This is a genomic window from Paenibacillus xylaniclasticus, assembly GCF_004001065.1.
Classification (GTDB): domain Bacteria; phylum Bacillota; class Bacilli; order Paenibacillales; family Paenibacillaceae; genus Paenibacillus_T; species Paenibacillus_T xylaniclasticus.
The window spans coordinates 49219-67917 of sequence record NZ_BIML01000002.1; the positions used below are offsets into that span (position 1 = coordinate 49219).

Consider the following 18699-nt stretch of genomic DNA (forward strand, 5'->3'; position numbering starts at 1 on the left):
AATAACTTAATCTATCACCATCCTGGAACAAAAGAAGACAGAACGAGCCGCCAGCCCATTCTGCCTTCTCTAGTCTCAAAGTTACTATGACTTCCCGGCTTGCATAAGCTCTTGCCCGCCAGCTGTAGCAATGGCTTGAATCGCCTCTTCCACCGTTTTCTCGTTGCGAACGGCTTTCTCGGTTTCGTTCTCAACTATTGCGGCCAGCTTTGCTTCTAAATTATTGGACAAACTGGTAGCTGCTGCCCGAGAAACAGCCGGCTCAAGTGCATAAAATGGCGCTAAGCTTCTCTCTTGCTGATCCTCCAGTACGGCATAGACAGGGTTCGAGATTGTATTATACGGATGCGATTGGGCATACGATTGCGCCCAACCCTGCCCCCCCGCATAAGTCATAAATGTCATTGCCGCACCTATATATCGGCTTTCGGAAGGAATTGCAAAAATGTCCATCAGTGCGTAATCTGGATTCACGTTGGCTAACGAGCCGCCGACTGGTGCATTTACGACACCCCACTCGAACCTGGAATTCGTAAGCAAATTGCCGTATGACGAATTGCCCAGCATAAGAGCAGCCTTGCCGTTCACGAATGGATGATCAACATAAACTGACTTTGGATCTGCATCAGCAAGCGGAAGCCTGTAAATGCTGCCACTCTTCATCGCTTCTTATTGATAATGCCCAATGCTTCAAGTCACTTTCACTTCCTTAGGATAGGCTTCTCTCTCTCAAGGTTTACGAGAAAGAGCGCATTTTGTATCCGAATCCCTCTATCGATGCCATTCGAGAAAGGAATATTCTTCTTTCAATAATTCCCAATCACAAGCAAATCGCTTCCTATGAATAAATATAGAAAATAATGGTATTAAATTTACTATCAAACATGCTGTTACTAAACCGTAAATTGTATTGCGGAATAACGAAAAAACCGACCCTAGGGATTACACCCTATGGTCGGTTCTTGTTGTATCCTTACAGCTATTCTAGTTGTCCGCCGAGCGTCAAAATAACCGGCTTATCCTTCGTAACGACGACTGTGTGCTCGAATTGAGCAACGAAGCTGCCGTCATCCGTCTGCAGTGCCCAGCCGTCATCTCCTTGCTCTACATACTCGGCTCTAGTCGAGACGAACGATTCAAGAGCAAGTACTTGGCCTTCCTGCAAAATTGCCTTTTCATCCGGATCGTAATAGCTAACAATATGCTCCGGCTCCTCATGCAGCGACCTTCCAATCCCGTGCCCGGTCAGGTTCTGAACAATATAAAAGCCGCGCTTGCGTGTCTCGCGATAGACTGCCGCACCAATCGAATTAAGCTTCGCGCCAGCGCGCGCCTTCTTGATGGAGATATCAACGACGTGGGCGGCCGTTTCGATCAGACGCTGCTTAATAGGCGAAGAATCCGGCTGAACGATCGTCGTAGCACCGGTATCGGCGTAAAATCCGTTCTTATATGCAGACACGTCAACGTTCACGATATCTCCTGCCTTCAGAACCCGGTCGCCTGGAATGCCGTGCGCAACCGTCTCATTGATGCTGATGCAGGTGTGGCCTGGGAAATCATACATTTTTATCGGCGCCGATTCTGCTCCATGCTTCGCCAATAGCTCACCACCGAGTTTATCGAGCTCCAGCGTTGTAATTCCCTCTCTAACTTGTGCGATTAGCGCATCTCTCACATGAGCGACGATCGCTCCAATCTCGCGCAGCCCTTGCCATTCTTCCTCTGTTCTTACAATCATGACGGTACATCCTTTCTACAATCCGATGTCATTATTATACGATTCACGTCTATTGTAGAAGTATACTCCATTGAGGTTGTTCGTGCCATCATTTCGTCACAAACGTCTCAATTCCGTCACGGTCATAGCAACAATTAGCGGAGACGGTAATATAGATCGTTCCAACGGAGCTCGCTGCGGAACTGCTGCACGTTCGTCGATTGATCGATTACGACACATTCCACATTAGCCATCTCTGCCCAGTCTGCAAGCTGCTCGGACGTAATAACATATGACAATACCGTATGATGCGCGCCCCCTGCGTAAATCCAAGCCTCCGCAGATTCCGCAAGCGATGGAGCAGGCTTCCACAGTACGCGAGCAACAGGCAGTTTCGGAAGCTCAACCTTAGGCTGCACGGCTTCAACCTCATTGACGATGAGGCGGAACCGGCTGCCTAGATCGACTAGTGACGCGTTAACAGCCGTACCTGGCTTTCCGTCGAAAATGATACGGGCAGGCGCTTCTTTGCCGCCGATTCCGAGCGGGTGCACCTCAATGCGCGGCTTCGTCGCAGCAATCGTCGGGCATACCTCCAGCATGTGTGCGCCGAGAATCATTTCGTTACCCGGCTCGAAATGATACGTGTAGTCCTCCATGAACGAGGTTGATTCGTTATCCGCCATAATTTTCATCATACGTGTAAGCGCTGCTGTCTTCCAATCGCCTTCGCCAGCAAAGCCATAGCCTTGTGCCATTAGACGTTGAACAGCCAGACCCGGCAGCTGCTTCATGCCATGCAAATCCTCGAACGTCGTCGTGAACGCGGTAAAGCCGCCTTCCTCCAGGAACGACTTTAGCGCTAGCTCGATTCGAGCTTGGTAACGAATAGACGCCATCGATTCTGCATTAGCACGCACTTCATCGGAGATCGTGTAAGTTTGCTCGTATTCTTCCATCAGCCGATCAAGAGCATCTTCGGACACTGCGTTCATACGCTCTACCAGATCGCCAATCCCGTAGCCGTTAATGGACCAGCCGAATTTAATCTGCGCTTCCACTTTGTCGCCCTCGGTAACCGCTACCTCACGCATGTTATCGCCGAATCTTGCCACTTTCAACGAACGGCTCTCTGTAAATGCAGCCGCTGTACGCATCCAGCCAGCGAGTCTCTTGCGGACATCTGCATTCTCCCAATGCCCAGCAACGACTTTACGCGCTACGCCCATGCGTGCGCCAATGAAGCCGTGCTCGCGGTCGCCATGCGCCGATTGATTCAAGTTCATAAAATCCATATCGATTGAATCCCACGGAATGTCGCGGTTGAACTGCGTATGCAGATGGAGAAGCGGCTTGCGAAGCGCAGATAGACCCGCTATCCACATTTTCGAAGGCGAGAAGGTATGCATCCAAGTGATGACGCCCGCACAATCTGAATCCGCCGTTGCCGCTTGACATACTTCATAGATCTCATCCGGTGTTTTTACAACCGGCTTGAAAACGATTTCATATGGAATCGAACGGTCTTGATTAAAGCTCTCAACGATTTGTTTAGAATTGCGCTCTACCTGCTGGAGCGTCTCAGGGCCATACAAATGCTGGCTGCCCGTAATGAACCAAAATTGATATTGTTTCGTCTTCAGCATCAAAATATCCTCCATCTCCGGATTGAAGTAATTGATATTGACCTCATATTCACACTTGTACGTACATAATGAAAAACTGTACATGAATTTATACAAATGTGAAGTAAAAAACCTTAAAGAAACTTATAATTTCCTCATTCACAACTTGTACGAACAAGTTTACAAGCTTCATTGTACAACCATCATGAACTCGATTCAAGACTTAATTGTAATGTAAGCCCAAGGAGCCTTATACAGCGGAACACAGGTGGAAGTAGAAGCAGACGTCATGCAATTCCGGATCAATCTCTTTCGGTCTCAAGTCTTTCGTCTACATATTATTTAGGGATCAAATTTATATTAACGTACAAAAACTTGACAATGATACATTTTGTATCATAAATTAGTAGATAGTAGCGAACGATTGTTTAGGGTGCATGAACCAGCCCCTGAAGTGCGCGACAACGGGCTTAGCAATGCGAGTCTGCAGTTTAACTGTAAGGAGTAATGACATGACGATGACGATGGGAGATCGATTAAGAGAACTGAGACTAAAAAGAAATTTATCCCAAGAGGAGGTGGCGCGGCAAATTGGTATTACGCGTTCAGCGTACAGTCATTATGAGATTAATAACCGTCAACCCGTGTATGACACGCTTATTAAACTGTCCGCTTATTTCGAGGTATCGATTGACTACATCATCGGGGGAGAAACAGGTAAAGCGGACTCGAGCATCACACAGGATACAGTTGAAATATTCCGTATATTAAGCAGCATGGATCAAGACAAACGAAAACAATCCATTACGAAAATGATGGACGTCATCCGGCAGTCGGAATGACCGTCGGATGATGTCCATGCACGATCAGGCTTATAATCGCCTGCTGCGTTCGAGCGACTTGTCAAGCATGTGCAACGAGGCCAGCATTACTGCTCCGCCTGCTGCATAGCCCGCGACGACATCCGTCACGTAATGAACGCCAAAAAATAACCGGCTAAAACCAACACTAACAATGATAGCAACAGCAACAATGGCTGCAAATAATTTCGCAACGCGGCCAGCTTTGGTATAGAGTACGAACGATAACATGATCGTCCCGTACACCGCTACAGCCAGCATAGCGTTTCCGCTAGGAAAGCTCGCTCCATCGAATTCTATGCCCCATGCGCCGGCTGGTCTCTCGCGATCCAGCCAAGCTTTCAGCCCCTGATTCAACGCGTACCCCACTGCTGCGCCTCCGGGAATCCATAAGACTGCTGCCGAACGCAATCGCCACCCTAACCAAGCGGTATACACGAGCGCTGCCGCAATAATGACGGTCGCAGATCCTAATTCCGTCACCGCCTTCCATATCTCTTCCCCTTGATATCCCGCCAAGCTTCGAACCGCTTCGACTGCTTTCTTGTCAATGTATAACGGTCCCTTGTCAGGCACCATAGCTGCTATAGCAGCGAATAGCAGCACACAGACTGCAAACAACCCTGCTCCGATTCGAGGTTTCATTATTGTATATTCCTCCAAAATATTATGATACCGCTAAAGGTAGACGAATCTGGAACGAGGCTCCGGCGCCTTCTTTATTGCGGGCTTCAATCGATCCGCCGTGCTGCAGCACGATCTCTTTGACTATAGCTAGACCGAGACCACTTCCCGCTTCTGAAGAGTTGCGCGATTTATCCTTCTTGTAGAATCTGTCGAAAATAAACGGTAAATCCTCTTCATCGATCCCACTCCCTGAATCGGTAATTTCGATAACAGCGGTTTGTTGATCGATGACGGCGTCAACCGTAATGAGCTTATCGGCGTCATTGTCCGGTAAATATCGAAGTGCATTGTAAATCAGATTAGCCATGACCTGCTCCATCCTCGCCAAATCAATCCATACGACAGGCTCCTTGCTTCCTGAGGCGTGCACTTCGACGTTTCCACTCAGATCATCTCCACTTACTGTATCTCCTTCGTATCGGCATAGGAGACGTCCTCCGTCCTTCTCCACATCCGTCTCGAACGACAGCTGAACCGACTCTAGCCAGCCGCGAACAGATACCTTCTCGAAATGGAAGCGTACTTGTCCAGCCTCCAGCTTAGAAAGCTCGAACAGATCGTCGATCAGCCCGTTCAAGCGCGACAGCTTGTCCAGCATCATATTCATATGCTTGCGCATCATCTCTTTATCCTCGATGAGCCCGTCGCGCATCGCCTCCAAATAGCCTTGTACGAGCGTCATCGGTGTGCGCAAATCATGAGAAATGTTGGACAACAAATGGCGGCGCGACTTTTCCAGCCGCTCCAGCTCTTTATTCGACTGCTCCAATGACTGATTCGACTGCCGGAGCGCATTCGTCCGTTCTTCAACCCGAATTTCCAAATGCATATTTAACTCTCTAAGCTCATCCGATACGAGCTCTACCTTCCGTAAGGCATGAGTGAACCTTTTGGACAGAATAAGAGACTGCATCAGCACGAAAAAAGTTATGCCTATTGGAACTAGCTGAAAAAACACATATTTATAGATTAACATGTCATAAATAATCGTCGCTATAAAAATTAGCAAACCGGTCAACACCAGCGTTGAGCTTTCTACCTTCCGCAGGCGCGCTTTAATTACGACATATACGCAGGCTGCGCATACAACTATAACATATGCCTGATAGACCGGCAGAAGCCTCGTAAACGTCAATGTCGGCAGTAATGACGCTCCGGCCGTTAACACGAAGCCGAAAACATTGGACAACCTATAGAAGCTCCTCGAGCCGTCCTGCGGGAACATCCGCAACAGATACGTATACCCCGTGACACCGCTAAGAGCGAATGCAACATATTCCAGCCTAAGGCCAAGCTCCCAGGACAAGTTCGGAAACCGCTGAAACAATATGGCCTCACCAGTCACCGACATTCTAAGCGCAACGACGAGACACAATAGACCGAATGGCATCGTAAATCTCTCGCGTCTGCGGAACGCATAGAGGCCAATATGATAGGTACCGATAATAAGCAAACTGCCGATAATTAGCAGCTCCTTGGCGACGGCCAATATCTCTACACGCGTCACTTGCTGTGTTGTACCGAGCAATAGGTTCGACCAAACTCCCCCTTTGCGATTCTTATAGTTCGATACTTGCAGCACAATCTCCGCTCTTCCGTCTTCGACCTCGAATGATACGATGCGTGGGTACTGCTCAGCCTTCGAATGTGCCGGGTCGGTGCTAACTTGGCCCGCTTTCGCCAATAACCGTCCATTGACCCAGAGCTTATACGAGCTGCTAATATTCGAAAGGCGTATCGCAAGAGTGCCCAAATCCTCTGGAACCTGAATGATTAATCGATAGGTACCGTATCCTAACCCGCTCGACACTGACGGTTCGTCCGCGAATTTGTTCCACGACTTAGGCACATCAACATAGCTTACATTAAGTGATGAGCTGTCCCAGTCAGTATTCGGCTCCAGCAATTGTCCTCCGTAGAACTGCCACTTCCCATCCAGATGGACATTACCTTTCTTCTCGAAATTCCACTGCCGAAGATCAAGTATCCCATTGGAAACAGTCGGCCTCTTTTCTCCATTGGACGGTACAGATGGGCTGAACAGGACGACATTCACAACAATAATCATAATTAGTACAATGACGAAAATCCAAATATGACGACGAATCATAGCTCCTCCTTGGCGCGGCATCAGTCGAATAATGCGCGGTATCCTCGTATATCGTTGCTTCAATAATGCCGCTTCGATTATAATAATCGAGAAAGCAAGGAGGATGGAAGATGAATGTGAGCAAAATTTTGGTGGTCGACGATGAACCCGAAATCATAGAGCTCATTACCCTCTATCTCCAGCGAGAAGGCTATGCCGTATGTTCGGCGGATAACGGGATGGATGCGCTAAGCTTGATCGACAAGGAAAAACCGGATCTAATTCTACTGGACGTTCTGCTGAAACAGCTGAACGGATTGGATGTATGCCAACAAATTCGTGAATTAACAGACGTGCCGGTTCTATTCGTCAGTGCAAAAAGCGACGACAACGATATTATTCAAGGCTTATCCGTAGGCGGAGATGACTACATTACAAAGCCATTTAGTCCGGGACAACTCGTGGCGAGAGTGAAAGCTCATCTTCGGCGTCAATCGATCAGCATGCAGCATCAAGAAGCCGGCCGGGATATACTGGCATTTGACGGTCTGGTCATTGATCTAACTGCAAGAACGGTACGCATCGCAGATCAGCCTGTCTCCTTATCGGTCAAAGAGTTCGAGCTGCTAACACTGCTCGCGAAGCAGCCGAATCGCGCCTTCAAGCTGTCCAGCCTGTATGAAGCCGTATGGGGCGTGGACAGCATTGGCGATACGAGAACGTTGATGGTACATATGAGCAATCTTCGCAAGAAGATTGAAGCCGACCCAGCCAATCCACGCTGGATTATTACAATGCGCGGAGTAGGCTATAAATTCAATGCTGAGGAAGGAACTGAAGCACCAAATGTATATCGCTAACAATTGGAAAGACTATGAGCTGCTGGATACTGGAGACGGCGACAAGCTGGAGCGTTGGGGCAAGTACACACTCCGCCGTCCCGATCCACAAATTATTTGGCCGATCGCACATGAGACCGGCCTCTGGAACAAAGCCGACGGGCATTATCACCGGAGCAGCTCCGGCGGGGGCCAGTGGGAGTTCCGAACGAAGCTTCCTGAACGGTGGACCGTCTCGTACGGTCCGCTTTCCTTTCATATCCGTCCTACAAATTTCAAGCATACAGGGCTGTTCCCAGAGCAAGCCGTCAACTGGGAATGGATGATGAACAAGATTAAGAGCGCTAATCGACCGATCCGCGTATTGAATCTGTTCGGCTACACAGGCGGAGCAACTGTCGCCTGCGCTTCTGCTGGCGCTGAAGTATGTCACGTCGATGCTGCTAAGGGCATGGTACAGTGGTGCCGGGAAAATGCGGAGCTGTCCGGTCTTGCGAACGCACCTATCCGTTACATCACAGATGACGTATTCAAATTCGTTCAACGCGAGCAGCGCCGGCAGCGCCAGTATGATGCGATTATTATGGACCCTCCTTCCTATGGCAGAGGAACGAACGGGGAGACATGGAAGCTCGAATCGAGCTTATATCCATTCCTTGAGCTGTGTATGACGATTTTGTCGGACAAGCCGCTATTCGTCCTCATTAACTCATACACGACCGGCATCTCACCAAGCGTTCTGCACAACATTCTGCAGATGACAGTCGGTCGCAAGCATGGCGGTCGTATTCATTGTGGGGAAATTGGACTTCCAATTACGAATTCCGGTTTGAACCTGCCTTGCGGTATTCTAGGTCGTTGGGAGTCAGAAGAATGACGAGCGGACCAGCGGAGCATCCAGGTATTCCGATTCTATTCGAGGACAACCATCTGCTTGTCGTCGTCAAGCCACCCGGAATCCCCTCACAGGAGGACGATTCAGGTGACCCCGACATGCTGACGCTGCTGAAGGAAGATTTAAAGATACGTTACAATAAACCTGGTAACGTGTTTCTTGGACTTGTACATCGGCTGGATCGTCCCGTAGGCGGCGCCATGCTGTTCGCTAAGACATCCAAAGCGGCTTCACGCTTGTCCGAGGCAGTGAGGTCGCGTGAATTCGGCAAAACCTATATGGCTGTCGTTCACGGATCTCCTTCGTCATCGAGCGGTACGCTTCGTCACTGGATGCGTAAGGATAACAAACGCAACGTTTCGACTACGTTCGATAAGCCCGTCGCTGATGCGAAAGAAGCCGTATTGGATTATGCGGTGATTACTTCATCTAGCGGACTATCACTCGTTGCGATTAAGCTACATACAGGACGTTCTCATCAGATACGCGCTCAAATGGCCGCAATTGGCTGTCCGCTCTATGGAGATGCCAAGTACGGTGCGCCTTCCAAACGCTGTGATTCGCACAGCAGCGTGCTGCTCTGGTCCACTTCGGTCGCGGTTCCTCATCCTGTAACGAAGGAACGGCTCATTTTCCGCTCCGTACCCGACAGCAAGCAAACCGGATGGTCCCAATGGAGTGAACAAGATTTATACCGCGCATCGAGCCGTTTCGACGGATAAATCAATGCTGGAAGGTTGGACTGAAAACAAGCCTATTGTTTTCGCCCAACCTTTTATTATAGGGACTGCATGGACGCCTCTTCTATATAATGGCTTTAGGCCAGACTTGCTAACCAGCAATCTTCTAATTCATAATCGAATCTCGGAAAATCTTTAGGATGTAATTCTTTCGGCGGATGATTGGCTTCCCAAATTACGGTTCTTTTAATCGCATCTTGTACAGACACTCGCTCTGTATAGTTTAATTCATGCCGAATACGTGAAGTATCAATCACCCAATCCTGTCTCATATCGAGTGAAGAATAGATCAACGGTTCAGGTAAATCCTTTCTAGGAATGCTGTACACTTTCCCTGTCCAATCCATAGCCTTGGCGATCTGTTGAACCCATTCTTGCTCCGTAAACCCGTCATCGCCTACATTATATATTCGATTGTTAGCTCTTTCATTCGTTGCCACTAATGCTATCGCGTGTGCTACATTTTCGACATATCCACGGCTAGAACGCCAATTCGCAAATTGATCATCTAATATAATCCCTCGTCTATTATCAAGCATCCGTTGTACATATTTATATAATCTATGAGACGGATCTTCCTCTCCATAGACCATTGGTAGTCTTAGAACGGTACCCGGCAAATGGTTAGGGTTACTCATGATCGTCTTCTCAACCAACAGCTTCTCATAATCGCCGCCGTATGGATAAAGCTTCGTACGCATAGGCGCATCCTCATGAATCGGAACTTGGATAGTTGGAGCATCCTCGAGCCTGATAAGGTTCCCATATGCCTGATATATGTCCATACTACTTAAAACAACGATTCGCCCTGTAACTCCATCAAAAGTTTTCATCGCAATTTGAGCATCTTGTTCTGAATAGGCAATCATATGTATAACGACTTGTGGTTCGAAAGCTTTAAAAGCACTTTTATAATCCATTAGTTGACTCTGATCACCTTTAATATGCATTATATCTGAAGAATATAAATTATTAAGGATATTTCCTCGATTAAAAATAGCAATTTCATGTCCTAAATGAATAAGCTCTTTACAAAGAAAAGGGCCGATAAAGCCGTTTCCGCCAATAATTAGTATTTTCATATTTACCGTCCTTTACTTTAATTTACTGGAATTTATCATTACTATAACATTAAATCACCCCATTTAATAACATATCGTTTTACGAGCCGATAACAAAAACACAAAAGACGCGGATTGATTACAATCTCGCGTCCTTACTCACTATTGCTATGCTTGATACCAAAATCCAATAGCTAAGAGCTGCGGCTGACAGCCTCTTGTGCGTTAGCCACCTTACCTAGTAAGTAGACAAGCAGCTGCTGATTATGTGAGGATATTCGATCCAGAGCATTACGGATAAATGCGTTTCGAATCTCAATGCCTCGATTTGCTTCAGACAGCCCTTTGTCCGTCATGGTCACCCATACGATGCGCCGATCCGCCTCGTCCCGATTGCGTACGATCAGATCACCCCGCTCCATCCGGTCCAACAGCGTAGTGATGGCAGCAGGCGTCGTCTCCAAATATTGCAGCAAATCAGAGGGCTTCATCGGCTGGTGCTGCAGCAGCAGCTCCAAAACATTAAGCTGCCCTTCGGTCAAGCTTGGTGCTAACGCTTCTTCTAAATACATTTTCCATTCCTTCGTCAGCTTCATCCACAAACGAGCAAAATCTTCTGATATCATCGCCTACCCCCTCTTCCTGTCCAATTTCCTGTTTATCCTCATTATACCATTTGACATTGTCGAATGAAAGGTTAATCAACTTAATAATTTGCGTCATTAATCGACGACATTTGTTAACAAAATGACACGATTAGACATACGATGTGTCGTGGCATGGTGTATGGGGCTCGAACACAGTTAGCTGGCGTCGGCTTCATACAGCTTGTACGCCTGCAAGAGAGAGCAGCTTGCACGTCTGTGCAGCATGAAGGAGGTTGACTTGCAATGGATGAACGAAAAGAGGAAATTATGCGGAAGGTTCGTGAATACGGCATATTAAATGACCCACAATGGCTGAATAAACCGGACGAACCGGTCCCATTGTGGGTCCTTCTGGAAGCGCTCGTACAGATGGTGGAGAGACTAGAGCCGCCTCATCTTCCTTACGATTAGATCGTTAGCAAGCGTGTATATATTTCGATAATAGAATCATTTTTATCCGGAGCAACGAGCGGCTTGCCAACGGAACGGCGCTCATCAATCGGCGTCTTATCAGTAGAAATCGTCCAAGAGGCACCGCTCGCTGCCAATACAACAAGCGCCTTCTCCTCTCGACAATAAATAGCGCCGATCAGTTCGCTGCCGTTCGATCTTACCCGCTTGCCTTCCTTGAACTCAAATGTCGCAATTCCTTTGCCGCCCCGGCCTTGCACAGGGTATTCGGCAAGAAGGGACCGCTTGCCATAGCCGAGATCAGATAGGACAAGCACTTCACCTTCGTCATTCGATACGAGCGAGCAGCCGACCAGCTCATCATCGTCTTTGAGTGTCATCCCTTTAACCCCTGCAGCAACACGCCCCATCGAATTGACTTCACTTTCCGGGAATCGGATCGCCATGCCGTGTCGGCTTACGAGCAGCAGCTCTTGCGTTCCGTCGCTTTCGAGAACTGCAATAATTTCATCGCCATCGGCAACCTTACACGCCGCTATCGCGGTCGAACGGTTCGATTTATATTCCTTCAGCTCCGTCCGCTTCACTTGTCCGCGCTTCGTTACGAACAACAGCGATCCTTCGACCTTCTCGAAATCGCGAACCGCTACGATCGCAACGATTCCGTCGTCCTTCGCCAGTGGTACGACGTTTACAACCGCTGTGCCGTTTTCTTTCCATTTGAACTCCGGCACCTGATGGACAGGCAGGACGAAATACTGCCCCTTCTTCGTGAAGAGCAGCAGGCTATCAATCGTGTTCACGCTGAGCAGATGGCGTATGACGTCGCCTTCCTTCACCCCTGCGCTATCCAGCTCACCGCCTGAACGAGTATACGAAAGCATCGTCGTCCGTTTTATATATCCGTCGCGGCTTAGCGTCAGAAGCACGTCTTCGGATTGCACCATAACCTCGACGTTCACCTTCAACTCTTCTACTTCATCACGAATTTCCGAGCGGCGGTCGATGCCGTATTTGGTCCTAATTTCGAGCATTTCCTCCCGAATCACGCCTAGCAGCTTCTTCTCGCTTGCCAGTATGCTGCGCAAGTGAGCGATCCGCTTCTCCGTGTCGCGCAGTTCTTTCTCCAGCTGTGTAATCTCCAGATTCGTCAATCGATACAACTGGAGAGTCAGAATCGCGTCCGCTTGCCGTTCGGAGAACCCGAATTTCGTGACGAGATTGTTTTGCGCATCTTGACGGTTTTTCGACGCCTTGATCGTCGCGATAATCTCATCGAGCAGATTAAGTGCCTTAACGAGCCCTTCGAGCACATGAGCGCGATCCTCGGCCTTCTCTAGCTCAAACTTCGTCCGGTTCGTGACAACTTCCTTCTGGTGATCAATATATGCGGTCAGCAATTCCTTCAAGCCAAGCTGACGAGGCGCTTTGTTCACGATGGCTACCATATTAAAATTGTAAGTGACTTGCAGATCCGTCTTCTTGTACAGATAAGCCAATATCCCTTGCGCATCTGCATCCTTCTTCAGCTCAATCACAATGCGCAAGCCGTTACGGCCGCTTTCGTCGCGTACTTCTGCAATGCCTTCCACACGCTTCTCCAGACGAATATTTTCCATCGCCGTCACAAGCCGCGCCTTCACAACCTGATAAGGAATTTCTGTAATGACGATCTGCTGCTTCCCGCCTCGAACGTCCTCTACCTCCACCTTCGAGCGGATATAGATTCGCCCTTTGCCGGTAGCATACGCTTCCCGGATGCCTTCGCCGCCCATAATTGTGCCGCCGGTTGGAAAGTCCGGACCGCGTACGATCGACATCAGCTCGTCCAACGACGTATCCGGGTTCGCCATAAGAGCGAAGCACGCATCGATCACTTCGCGCAGGTTATGCGTCGGAATTTCGGTTGCGAAGCCTGCCGATATCCCACTGACGCCATTAACAAGCAAATTCGGATAACGGGACGGCAGCACAACCGGCTCCTTCGTCGTGTTATCGAAGTTATCCTTGAACGGCACTGTTCGTTTATCAATATCACGCAGCAGTTCCATCGCGATGGACGACAGCCGTGCCTCAGTATAACGCATAGCTGCTGCCGGGTCATCGTCCTGCGAGCCCCAGTTGCCATGTCCGTCGATGAGCGGATGGCTCATTTTCCATGGCTGCGCCATCCTAACCATACCCTCATATATAGACGAGTCACCATGAGGATGATAGTTACCCATGACGTCGCCGACCGTCTTGGCGGACTTGCGGTACGGCTTGTCCGGCGTATTGCCAGCGTCGTACATCGCATACAGAATACGGCGCTGCACCGGCTTCAGTCCATCACGTACGTCAGGAATTGCACGGTCTTGAATAATGTATTTCGAATACCGGCCGAACCGGTCGCCAACGACCTCCTCGAGAAACGCCGGCAGAAACTGTTCCAGCATGCCCATGAAGCTCTCCCCCTACTCCTCGAACTCGGTGAAATCGACGTTGTCGATAATCCACCGTTTACGCGGATCAACCTTGTCGCCCATAAGCGTCGACACGCGTCTCTCCGCTTTCGCGGCATCATCGATTTGTACCTGCAGCAGCGTCCTCGTCTCCGGATTCATCGTCGTCTCCCACAATTGCTCCGGATTCATTTCTCCGAGGCCTTTGTACCGCTGCAGCTCGTAATTTTTGCCGAATTCCTTCAAATAGTTCTGGAGCTGCTCGTCCGTCCACGCATATCGCACGGTCTCAAGCTTGCCCGATTTGCGTGTCAGCTTATACAGCGGCGGCTGAGCAATGTACACTTTACCGCTGTCAATAAGCGGCTTCATGTAACGATAGAAGAACGTCAGCAGCAGCACTTGAATATGAGCGCCGTCCGTATCCGCATCAGTCATAATGATGATCTTGCTGTAGTTGCTTGCCTCATCGTCGAATTCCGAACCGACTCCTGCGCCGATTGCCCCAATGATCGCTTTGTACTCATCGTTCTTCAAAATATCAAGCAGCTTCGCCTTCTCCGGATTCATCGGCTTGCCCTTCAGTGGCAGTATCGCCTGGTGCTTGGAATCGCGCCCTTGCTTGGCGGAGCCCCCGGCAGAATCACCCTCCACGATGAACAGTTCATTGCGTGAGAAGTCCTTCGACTGAGCTGGAGTCAGCTTACCGCCGAGGTTTGAGCTTTCGCTCTTCTTCTTACCAGAGCGAATTTCTTCCCTGGCTTTACGTGCCGCTTCGCGAGCCTTAGACGCTTGAATTGCCTTCTTCATCAGCATCTGGGCGATTTGCGGATTTTCTTCTAGGAACACTGCCATCTTATCTGCCACTACAGCGTCAACCGCACTTCGAGCTGATGCGCTGCCGAGCTGGTCCTTAGTCTGACCAACAAATTCTACCTCGGACATTTTGATGTTAATAACCGCCATCATGCCTTCACGAAGATCGTTGCCTTCAAGGTTTTTGTCCTTTTCTTTCAGCAGAGCGTTCTTGCGGGCATAATCGTTCATAATGCGCGTATAGGCTGTCTTGAAGCCCGTCTCGTGCGTGCCTCCGCCGCGAGTAGGAATCGAGTTGACGAATGAAGCAATCGTCTCTGTATAACCGTCGTTGTACTGTAGCGCTACCTCGACCTCAATCTCGTCCTTCTCCGCTGCAAAATGAATGGCTTCATGCAGCACCGTTTTGCCCTCGTTCAAAAACTGGACAAATTGCTTGGCGCCGCCCTCGTAGTGGAATACGAGCTCGTCGCCGTTACGCTCATCCTTAAGCGTCACTTTAAGGCCGGAGTTCAGAAACGCGATTTCCTGCAAACGTTCGGCGAGCAAATCGAAGTTAATCGTCGTACCGTTCTGGAATACGCGAATGTCAGGCTTGAACGTAACCTTCGTGCCTGTTCGATTCGTATTTCCGATTACGGTCAGACCTGTAACCGGCTCACCGACGTGCTCCTTGCCGTCTGCGTCCGTCCAATATTCGAACCGCTGCTTATGAACTTTACCGTCCCTGTAAATTTCGACCTCAAGCCATTCCGACAGCGCGTTCGTAACCGAAGCGCCAACGCCGTGCAGACCGCCTGATTTCTTATATCCTCCGCCGCCGAATTTACCGCCTGCATGCAGCATCGTGAAGACGACCTGCGGCGTTGGAATACCGCTCTTGTGCATTCCAGTCGGAATTCCGCGTCCGTTATCTTTCACGGATACAGCGTTATCCTTATGTATTGTCACATCGATCGCGGAGCAAAATTTCGCCAAATGCTCGTCAACCGCATTATCGACAATTTCCCATACGAGATGATGCAATCCGGAGCTGCTTGTGCTCCCGATATACATGCCTGGCCGTTTACGTACGGCAGTCAAGCCCTCGAGTATTTGAATATCGTCCGCTTCGTATTTCCGTTCGGCGGATGCTGCGTTGCTCGCGAACAGATCCAATTGCTCGGCCATACGCGCCCTCCTAAAGTTTTTACGAGTATTTGATCCGATATTTATCGGATCATTGAAGTAAAAACAACTTCGTAAGCATAATCTTGTTTTTGTGTTTGTTTCGATGTCTGTCTATACAGATGAGATACAGCAATAACTGCATCGGAAGCATTAACTTTGTTTTTACGAGTATTTGATCCGATATTTATCGGATCATTGAAGTAAAAACGGCTTCGTAAGCTGGTCATAAATATAAGATACAGCAAAAGTTGCATTGGAAGCACCAGCAAATTTTTACGTAAGTGCTTAAATCAATAAAGTTGATTAGATAAGAAAATCCGCCTCGCAAACCAAATATCTACGCAAATTAAGTCGAATCTTCACCCAAAGTTGTCGTCAGACGTTTATTTTAATTCAACATATCCTGTTTCGTAAAGACGGTGAACGATATGATAATGGCAGAAACAGCCCAGAAGCCTAGCACAGCAAGGGAAAAAAGAAGATTCATTCCCTCGATTGGCGGCGGTGATCCGGACAAATAATTCGTCAACTCCAGATTAAGGGAGAAAATGTATTTAGCACTTTCCCATGAGGAAGCCATTGCAGACAAAATTGAGCCTGCAATTATAGCTGCCATCATTGTCACGATGCTCGCAGCCGTGCTTCGCACGAGTACGGACACCATCAGCGCCAAGCATGCGATTGTCATCGCTGACACCCATGCCAGACCCGTCATCATCAGCAAATATAACCACTGCGGCAACGGGTGCACGTTCGAGCTGTCAACTTCTGAGCCGTGAATAACAAAACCAGTAAACACAGGGAGGTTCCAACCACCAAAACCGAATACAAGCCCCGCAATCAAATATGCCATCACAACCGTTGTTAGCAGCAACAGCGATACATATAGCGTAAGAGCAATAAGTTTGCTGAGCAATATTTTCCATCTACGCACTGGTCTCGTTAACAGCATTTTGATCGTTCCCGTCGAGCGTTCGCCTGATACGATATCAGATGCAATTGCCAACACTAGCAGCGGAATAAACATCGATACCGAGGCATCGACGAATCCTCTCGTGAACGTAACTGCATTCGGGGAATCTGGATTTACGTTATGATCCAAATAATACTGCATTTGTTGAACGGCAATTCGGCGATATCTTTTCCATTCTTCGGGTATGCGATCACTCGACAGTTGATTCTGGTAATCGGTTATTTTTTGTTGAAGCTGAAGCCGCCAATCATCGAAGCTTTCCCGGTTGCTGAGCGAGATTTTCATCTGAGCGTATGTAAAAACAGGGATGAGCACGAGCAAAACGCCCACGACGACGAGAAACCGTTTTTTCTTCCATATTTTAATCGTCTCATTGCGGATAAGCGGCAGCAAACTAATCAACGGTATCTCCCTCCGTCATCGTTAAAAATAGCTCTTCCAGCGTTGGCGCCACCTTCTGCACAGCCATAATTCCAATACCTGATTCTGTAAGCTTGCGTGCCAGTACTGGAACCTGCTGATTCGTCATCGTCGTCACTATCGCTCCAGGCAGTAAAGCCATCACGGATTCATCCAATTTTGTTTCATTTTCTGGAATTATACGAACACTGGATTCTCCCTGCAGCAGCTTCAATCCAGCTTCACGATTATCCAATTGCCATAGGACATAAGACTCATTGTTGGACACTAAAGACTCTACATCGCCGACTGCAATAACTTCACCTCTGCTAATGATTGCGACGCGGTCACACATGAGCTGAATTTCACTTAAAAGATGGGACGAAATAAAAATACTCATGCCCTGCTCCGCAAGGGATCGAATAAACACTCTAAGCTCCTTAATCCCTTTAGGATCAAGTCCATTCGTCGGCTCGTCGAGAATGAGCAGCCGCGGCCGTCCAAGCAGCGCTTGCGCGATGCCAAGACGCTGCCGCATGCCTAGCGAATACGTTTTAACTTTATCGTGAATTCGTGCGTCCATACCGACAATTTCAACCACTTCCCGAATTCTATCGCTGTTAATCCCCTGCTGCATCCGTGCAAAGTGCTCAAGATTATCCCATCCGGTCATATAGCTGTACATTTCCGGATTTTCTACTATACATCCTACATGACGAAGCGCTTGCTCTGGATCGCGCTGCACATGATAGCCGCACACATAAATATCGCCCGTTGTCGGCCGGATCAAGTCGACAAGCATCCGAATTGTTGTCGTCTTGCCGGAGCCGTTAGGACCGAGAAAGCCGAATATTTCTCCCGCGCGTACGTCAAAGCTTATGCCACGTATGATCGTACGCCCACGAATATTTTTGGTCACGTTCTGCACCGACAATACGATATCAGCTTCAGATTTCTCCTCATTTTCCTTCATCAGCCGCCCATCTTGAACAGCGTCATTCGTCACGAGTGTCATTAGCGATAACTCCTTTCGAAGATGGCATCTACCCTCCCAAACCCTCCCTGCAAGGGAGGGCCCCAAAGGGCTCGCGCCCTCTGGACTCCTCTAAGCGCACCTAGTTATTTCGTGCTGATCCACGCTTTCCTCCCCTTACGGGGCACGCTCTACTTGTTACTGTACTTTGCCACTCTCCCACACCTGCCTCCGAATCGTCACCCCTCCCGCCATCCGTGCTCCCACACGCTTTACGTCCCTTCGGGACACGCTCCTACTTCGACGCTTCCCCAACCAATCGCTCCGTCCCAACGGACTCCGCGGGCATAACG

At 48.9% G+C, this 18699-nt stretch carries 16 protein-coding genes; 5 read left to right on the top strand and 11 right to left on the bottom strand.

Translation table 11 applies throughout. The annotated features are described in order from the left end of the window. Positions 1–84: 84 nt before the first annotated feature. From PXY01_RS02015 to araA, 3 genes are all read right to left on the bottom strand, one after another. Positions 85–663 (bottom strand): type 2 periplasmic-binding domain-containing protein, encoded by a 579-nt coding sequence (locus PXY01_RS02015; protein ID WP_127566769.1) that lies wholly within the window; start codon positions 661–663, stop codon positions 85–87. Positions 664–979: 316 nt separating this feature from the next. Beyond that, positions 980–1741 carry a type I methionyl aminopeptidase gene (map, locus tag PXY01_RS02020; protein WP_127566771.1) on the bottom strand — a complete coding sequence of 254 codons (762 nt, stop codon included), beginning with the start codon at positions 1739–1741 and terminating at the stop codon, positions 980–982. A 134-nt stretch (positions 1742–1875) separates the two neighbouring features. Next, positions 1876–3366, bottom strand: coding sequence for an L-arabinose isomerase (araA, locus tag PXY01_RS02025; RefSeq protein WP_127566773.1), 1491 nt, complete (start codon positions 3364–3366; stop codon positions 1876–1878). Positions 3367–3857: 491 nt separating this feature from the next. Here araA and PXY01_RS02030 point away from each other — a divergent pair, with 491 nt between their 5' ends. Beyond that, positions 3858–4187 carry a helix-turn-helix transcriptional regulator gene (locus tag PXY01_RS02030; protein ID WP_127566775.1) on the top strand — a complete coding sequence of 110 codons (330 nt, stop codon included), beginning with the start codon at positions 3858–3860 and terminating at the stop codon, positions 4185–4187. Between the two features lie 30 nt (positions 4188–4217). Here the strand turns inward: PXY01_RS02030 and PXY01_RS02035 are convergent, their stop codons facing one another. After that, positions 4218–4850, bottom strand: a complete 633-nt coding sequence (locus tag PXY01_RS02035; protein ID WP_127566777.1) for a phosphatase PAP2 family protein — start codon at positions 4848–4850, stop codon at positions 4218–4220. A gap of 22 nt (positions 4851–4872) precedes the next feature. After that, entirely contained in the window at positions 4873–7002 is a 2130-nt protein-coding gene (locus PXY01_RS02040; RefSeq protein WP_164744279.1) for an ATP-binding protein, read from the bottom strand. A 110-nt stretch (positions 7003–7112) separates the two neighbouring features. On the opposite strand from PXY01_RS02040, the gene PXY01_RS02045 reads away from it, so the two are divergent. Genes PXY01_RS02045 through PXY01_RS02055 form a run of 3 tightly spaced genes read left to right on the top strand, consistent with a single transcriptional unit; the run spans position 7113 to position 9437 of the window. Further along, positions 7113–7841 carry a response regulator gene (locus PXY01_RS02045; protein WP_127566781.1) on the top strand — a complete coding sequence of 243 codons (729 nt, stop codon included), beginning with the start codon at positions 7113–7115 and terminating at the stop codon, positions 7839–7841. Continuing rightward, a complete protein-coding gene (locus tag PXY01_RS02050; RefSeq protein WP_127567348.1) occupies positions 7828–8697 on the top strand; it encodes a class I SAM-dependent methyltransferase in 870 nt (289 codons plus the stop codon). The genes PXY01_RS02045 and PXY01_RS02050 overlap by 14 nt, the downstream gene beginning before the upstream one ends. Next, positions 8694–9437, top strand: a complete 744-nt coding sequence (locus PXY01_RS02055; RefSeq protein ID WP_127566783.1) for an RluA family pseudouridine synthase — start codon at positions 8694–8696, stop codon at positions 9435–9437. Before PXY01_RS02050 ends, PXY01_RS02055 begins: the two co-directional genes overlap by 4 nt. Before the next feature lie 95 nt (positions 9438–9532). Here the strand turns inward: PXY01_RS02055 and PXY01_RS02060 are convergent, their stop codons facing one another. Together PXY01_RS02060 and PXY01_RS02065 are read right to left on the bottom strand one after the other, a co-directional pair. Next, positions 9533–10537, bottom strand: a complete 1005-nt coding sequence (locus PXY01_RS02060) for an NAD-dependent epimerase/dehydratase family protein (RefSeq protein WP_127566785.1) — start codon at positions 10535–10537, stop codon at positions 9533–9535. A gap of 173 nt (positions 10538–10710) precedes the next feature. Further along, positions 10711–11142 carry a MarR family winged helix-turn-helix transcriptional regulator gene (locus PXY01_RS02065; protein ID WP_127566787.1) on the bottom strand — a complete coding sequence of 144 codons (432 nt, stop codon included), beginning with the start codon at positions 11140–11142 and terminating at the stop codon, positions 10711–10713. Between the two features lie 264 nt (positions 11143–11406). Between PXY01_RS02065 and PXY01_RS22230 the strand changes: the two genes are divergently transcribed. Next, the gene (locus PXY01_RS22230; protein ID WP_164744280.1) at positions 11407–11574 is read left to right on the top strand and encodes a hypothetical protein; all 168 of its coding nucleotides are present in this window, start codon (positions 11407–11409) and stop codon (positions 11572–11574) included. Here the strand turns inward: PXY01_RS22230 and gyrA are convergent. The 4 genes from gyrA to PXY01_RS02085 all read right to left on the bottom strand — a co-directional run bounded on the left by gyrA (position 11571) and on the right by PXY01_RS02085 (position 18388). Continuing rightward, on the bottom strand, positions 11571–14015 hold the full coding sequence (gyrA, locus tag PXY01_RS02070) for a DNA gyrase subunit A (RefSeq protein ID WP_127566789.1): 2445 nt from the start codon (positions 14013–14015) through the stop codon (positions 11571–11573). The genes PXY01_RS22230 and gyrA overlap by 4 nt on opposite strands. Before the next feature lie 12 nt (positions 14016–14027). Next, positions 14028–16001 carry a DNA topoisomerase IV subunit B gene (parE, locus tag PXY01_RS02075; RefSeq protein ID WP_127566791.1) on the bottom strand — a complete coding sequence of 658 codons (1974 nt, stop codon included), beginning with the start codon at positions 15999–16001 and terminating at the stop codon, positions 14028–14030. A 388-nt stretch (positions 16002–16389) separates the two neighbouring features. Then, positions 16390–17376 carry an ABC transporter permease gene (locus PXY01_RS02080; RefSeq protein ID WP_127566793.1) on the bottom strand — a complete coding sequence of 329 codons (987 nt, stop codon included), beginning with the start codon at positions 17374–17376 and terminating at the stop codon, positions 16390–16392. Further along, complete coding sequence (locus PXY01_RS02085) at positions 17369–18388, bottom strand: ABC transporter ATP-binding protein (RefSeq protein WP_127566795.1); 1020 nt, start codon at positions 18386–18388, stop codon at positions 17369–17371. Before PXY01_RS02085 ends, PXY01_RS02080 begins: the two co-directional genes overlap by 8 nt. Between the last annotated feature and the right edge of the window lie 311 nt (positions 18389–18699).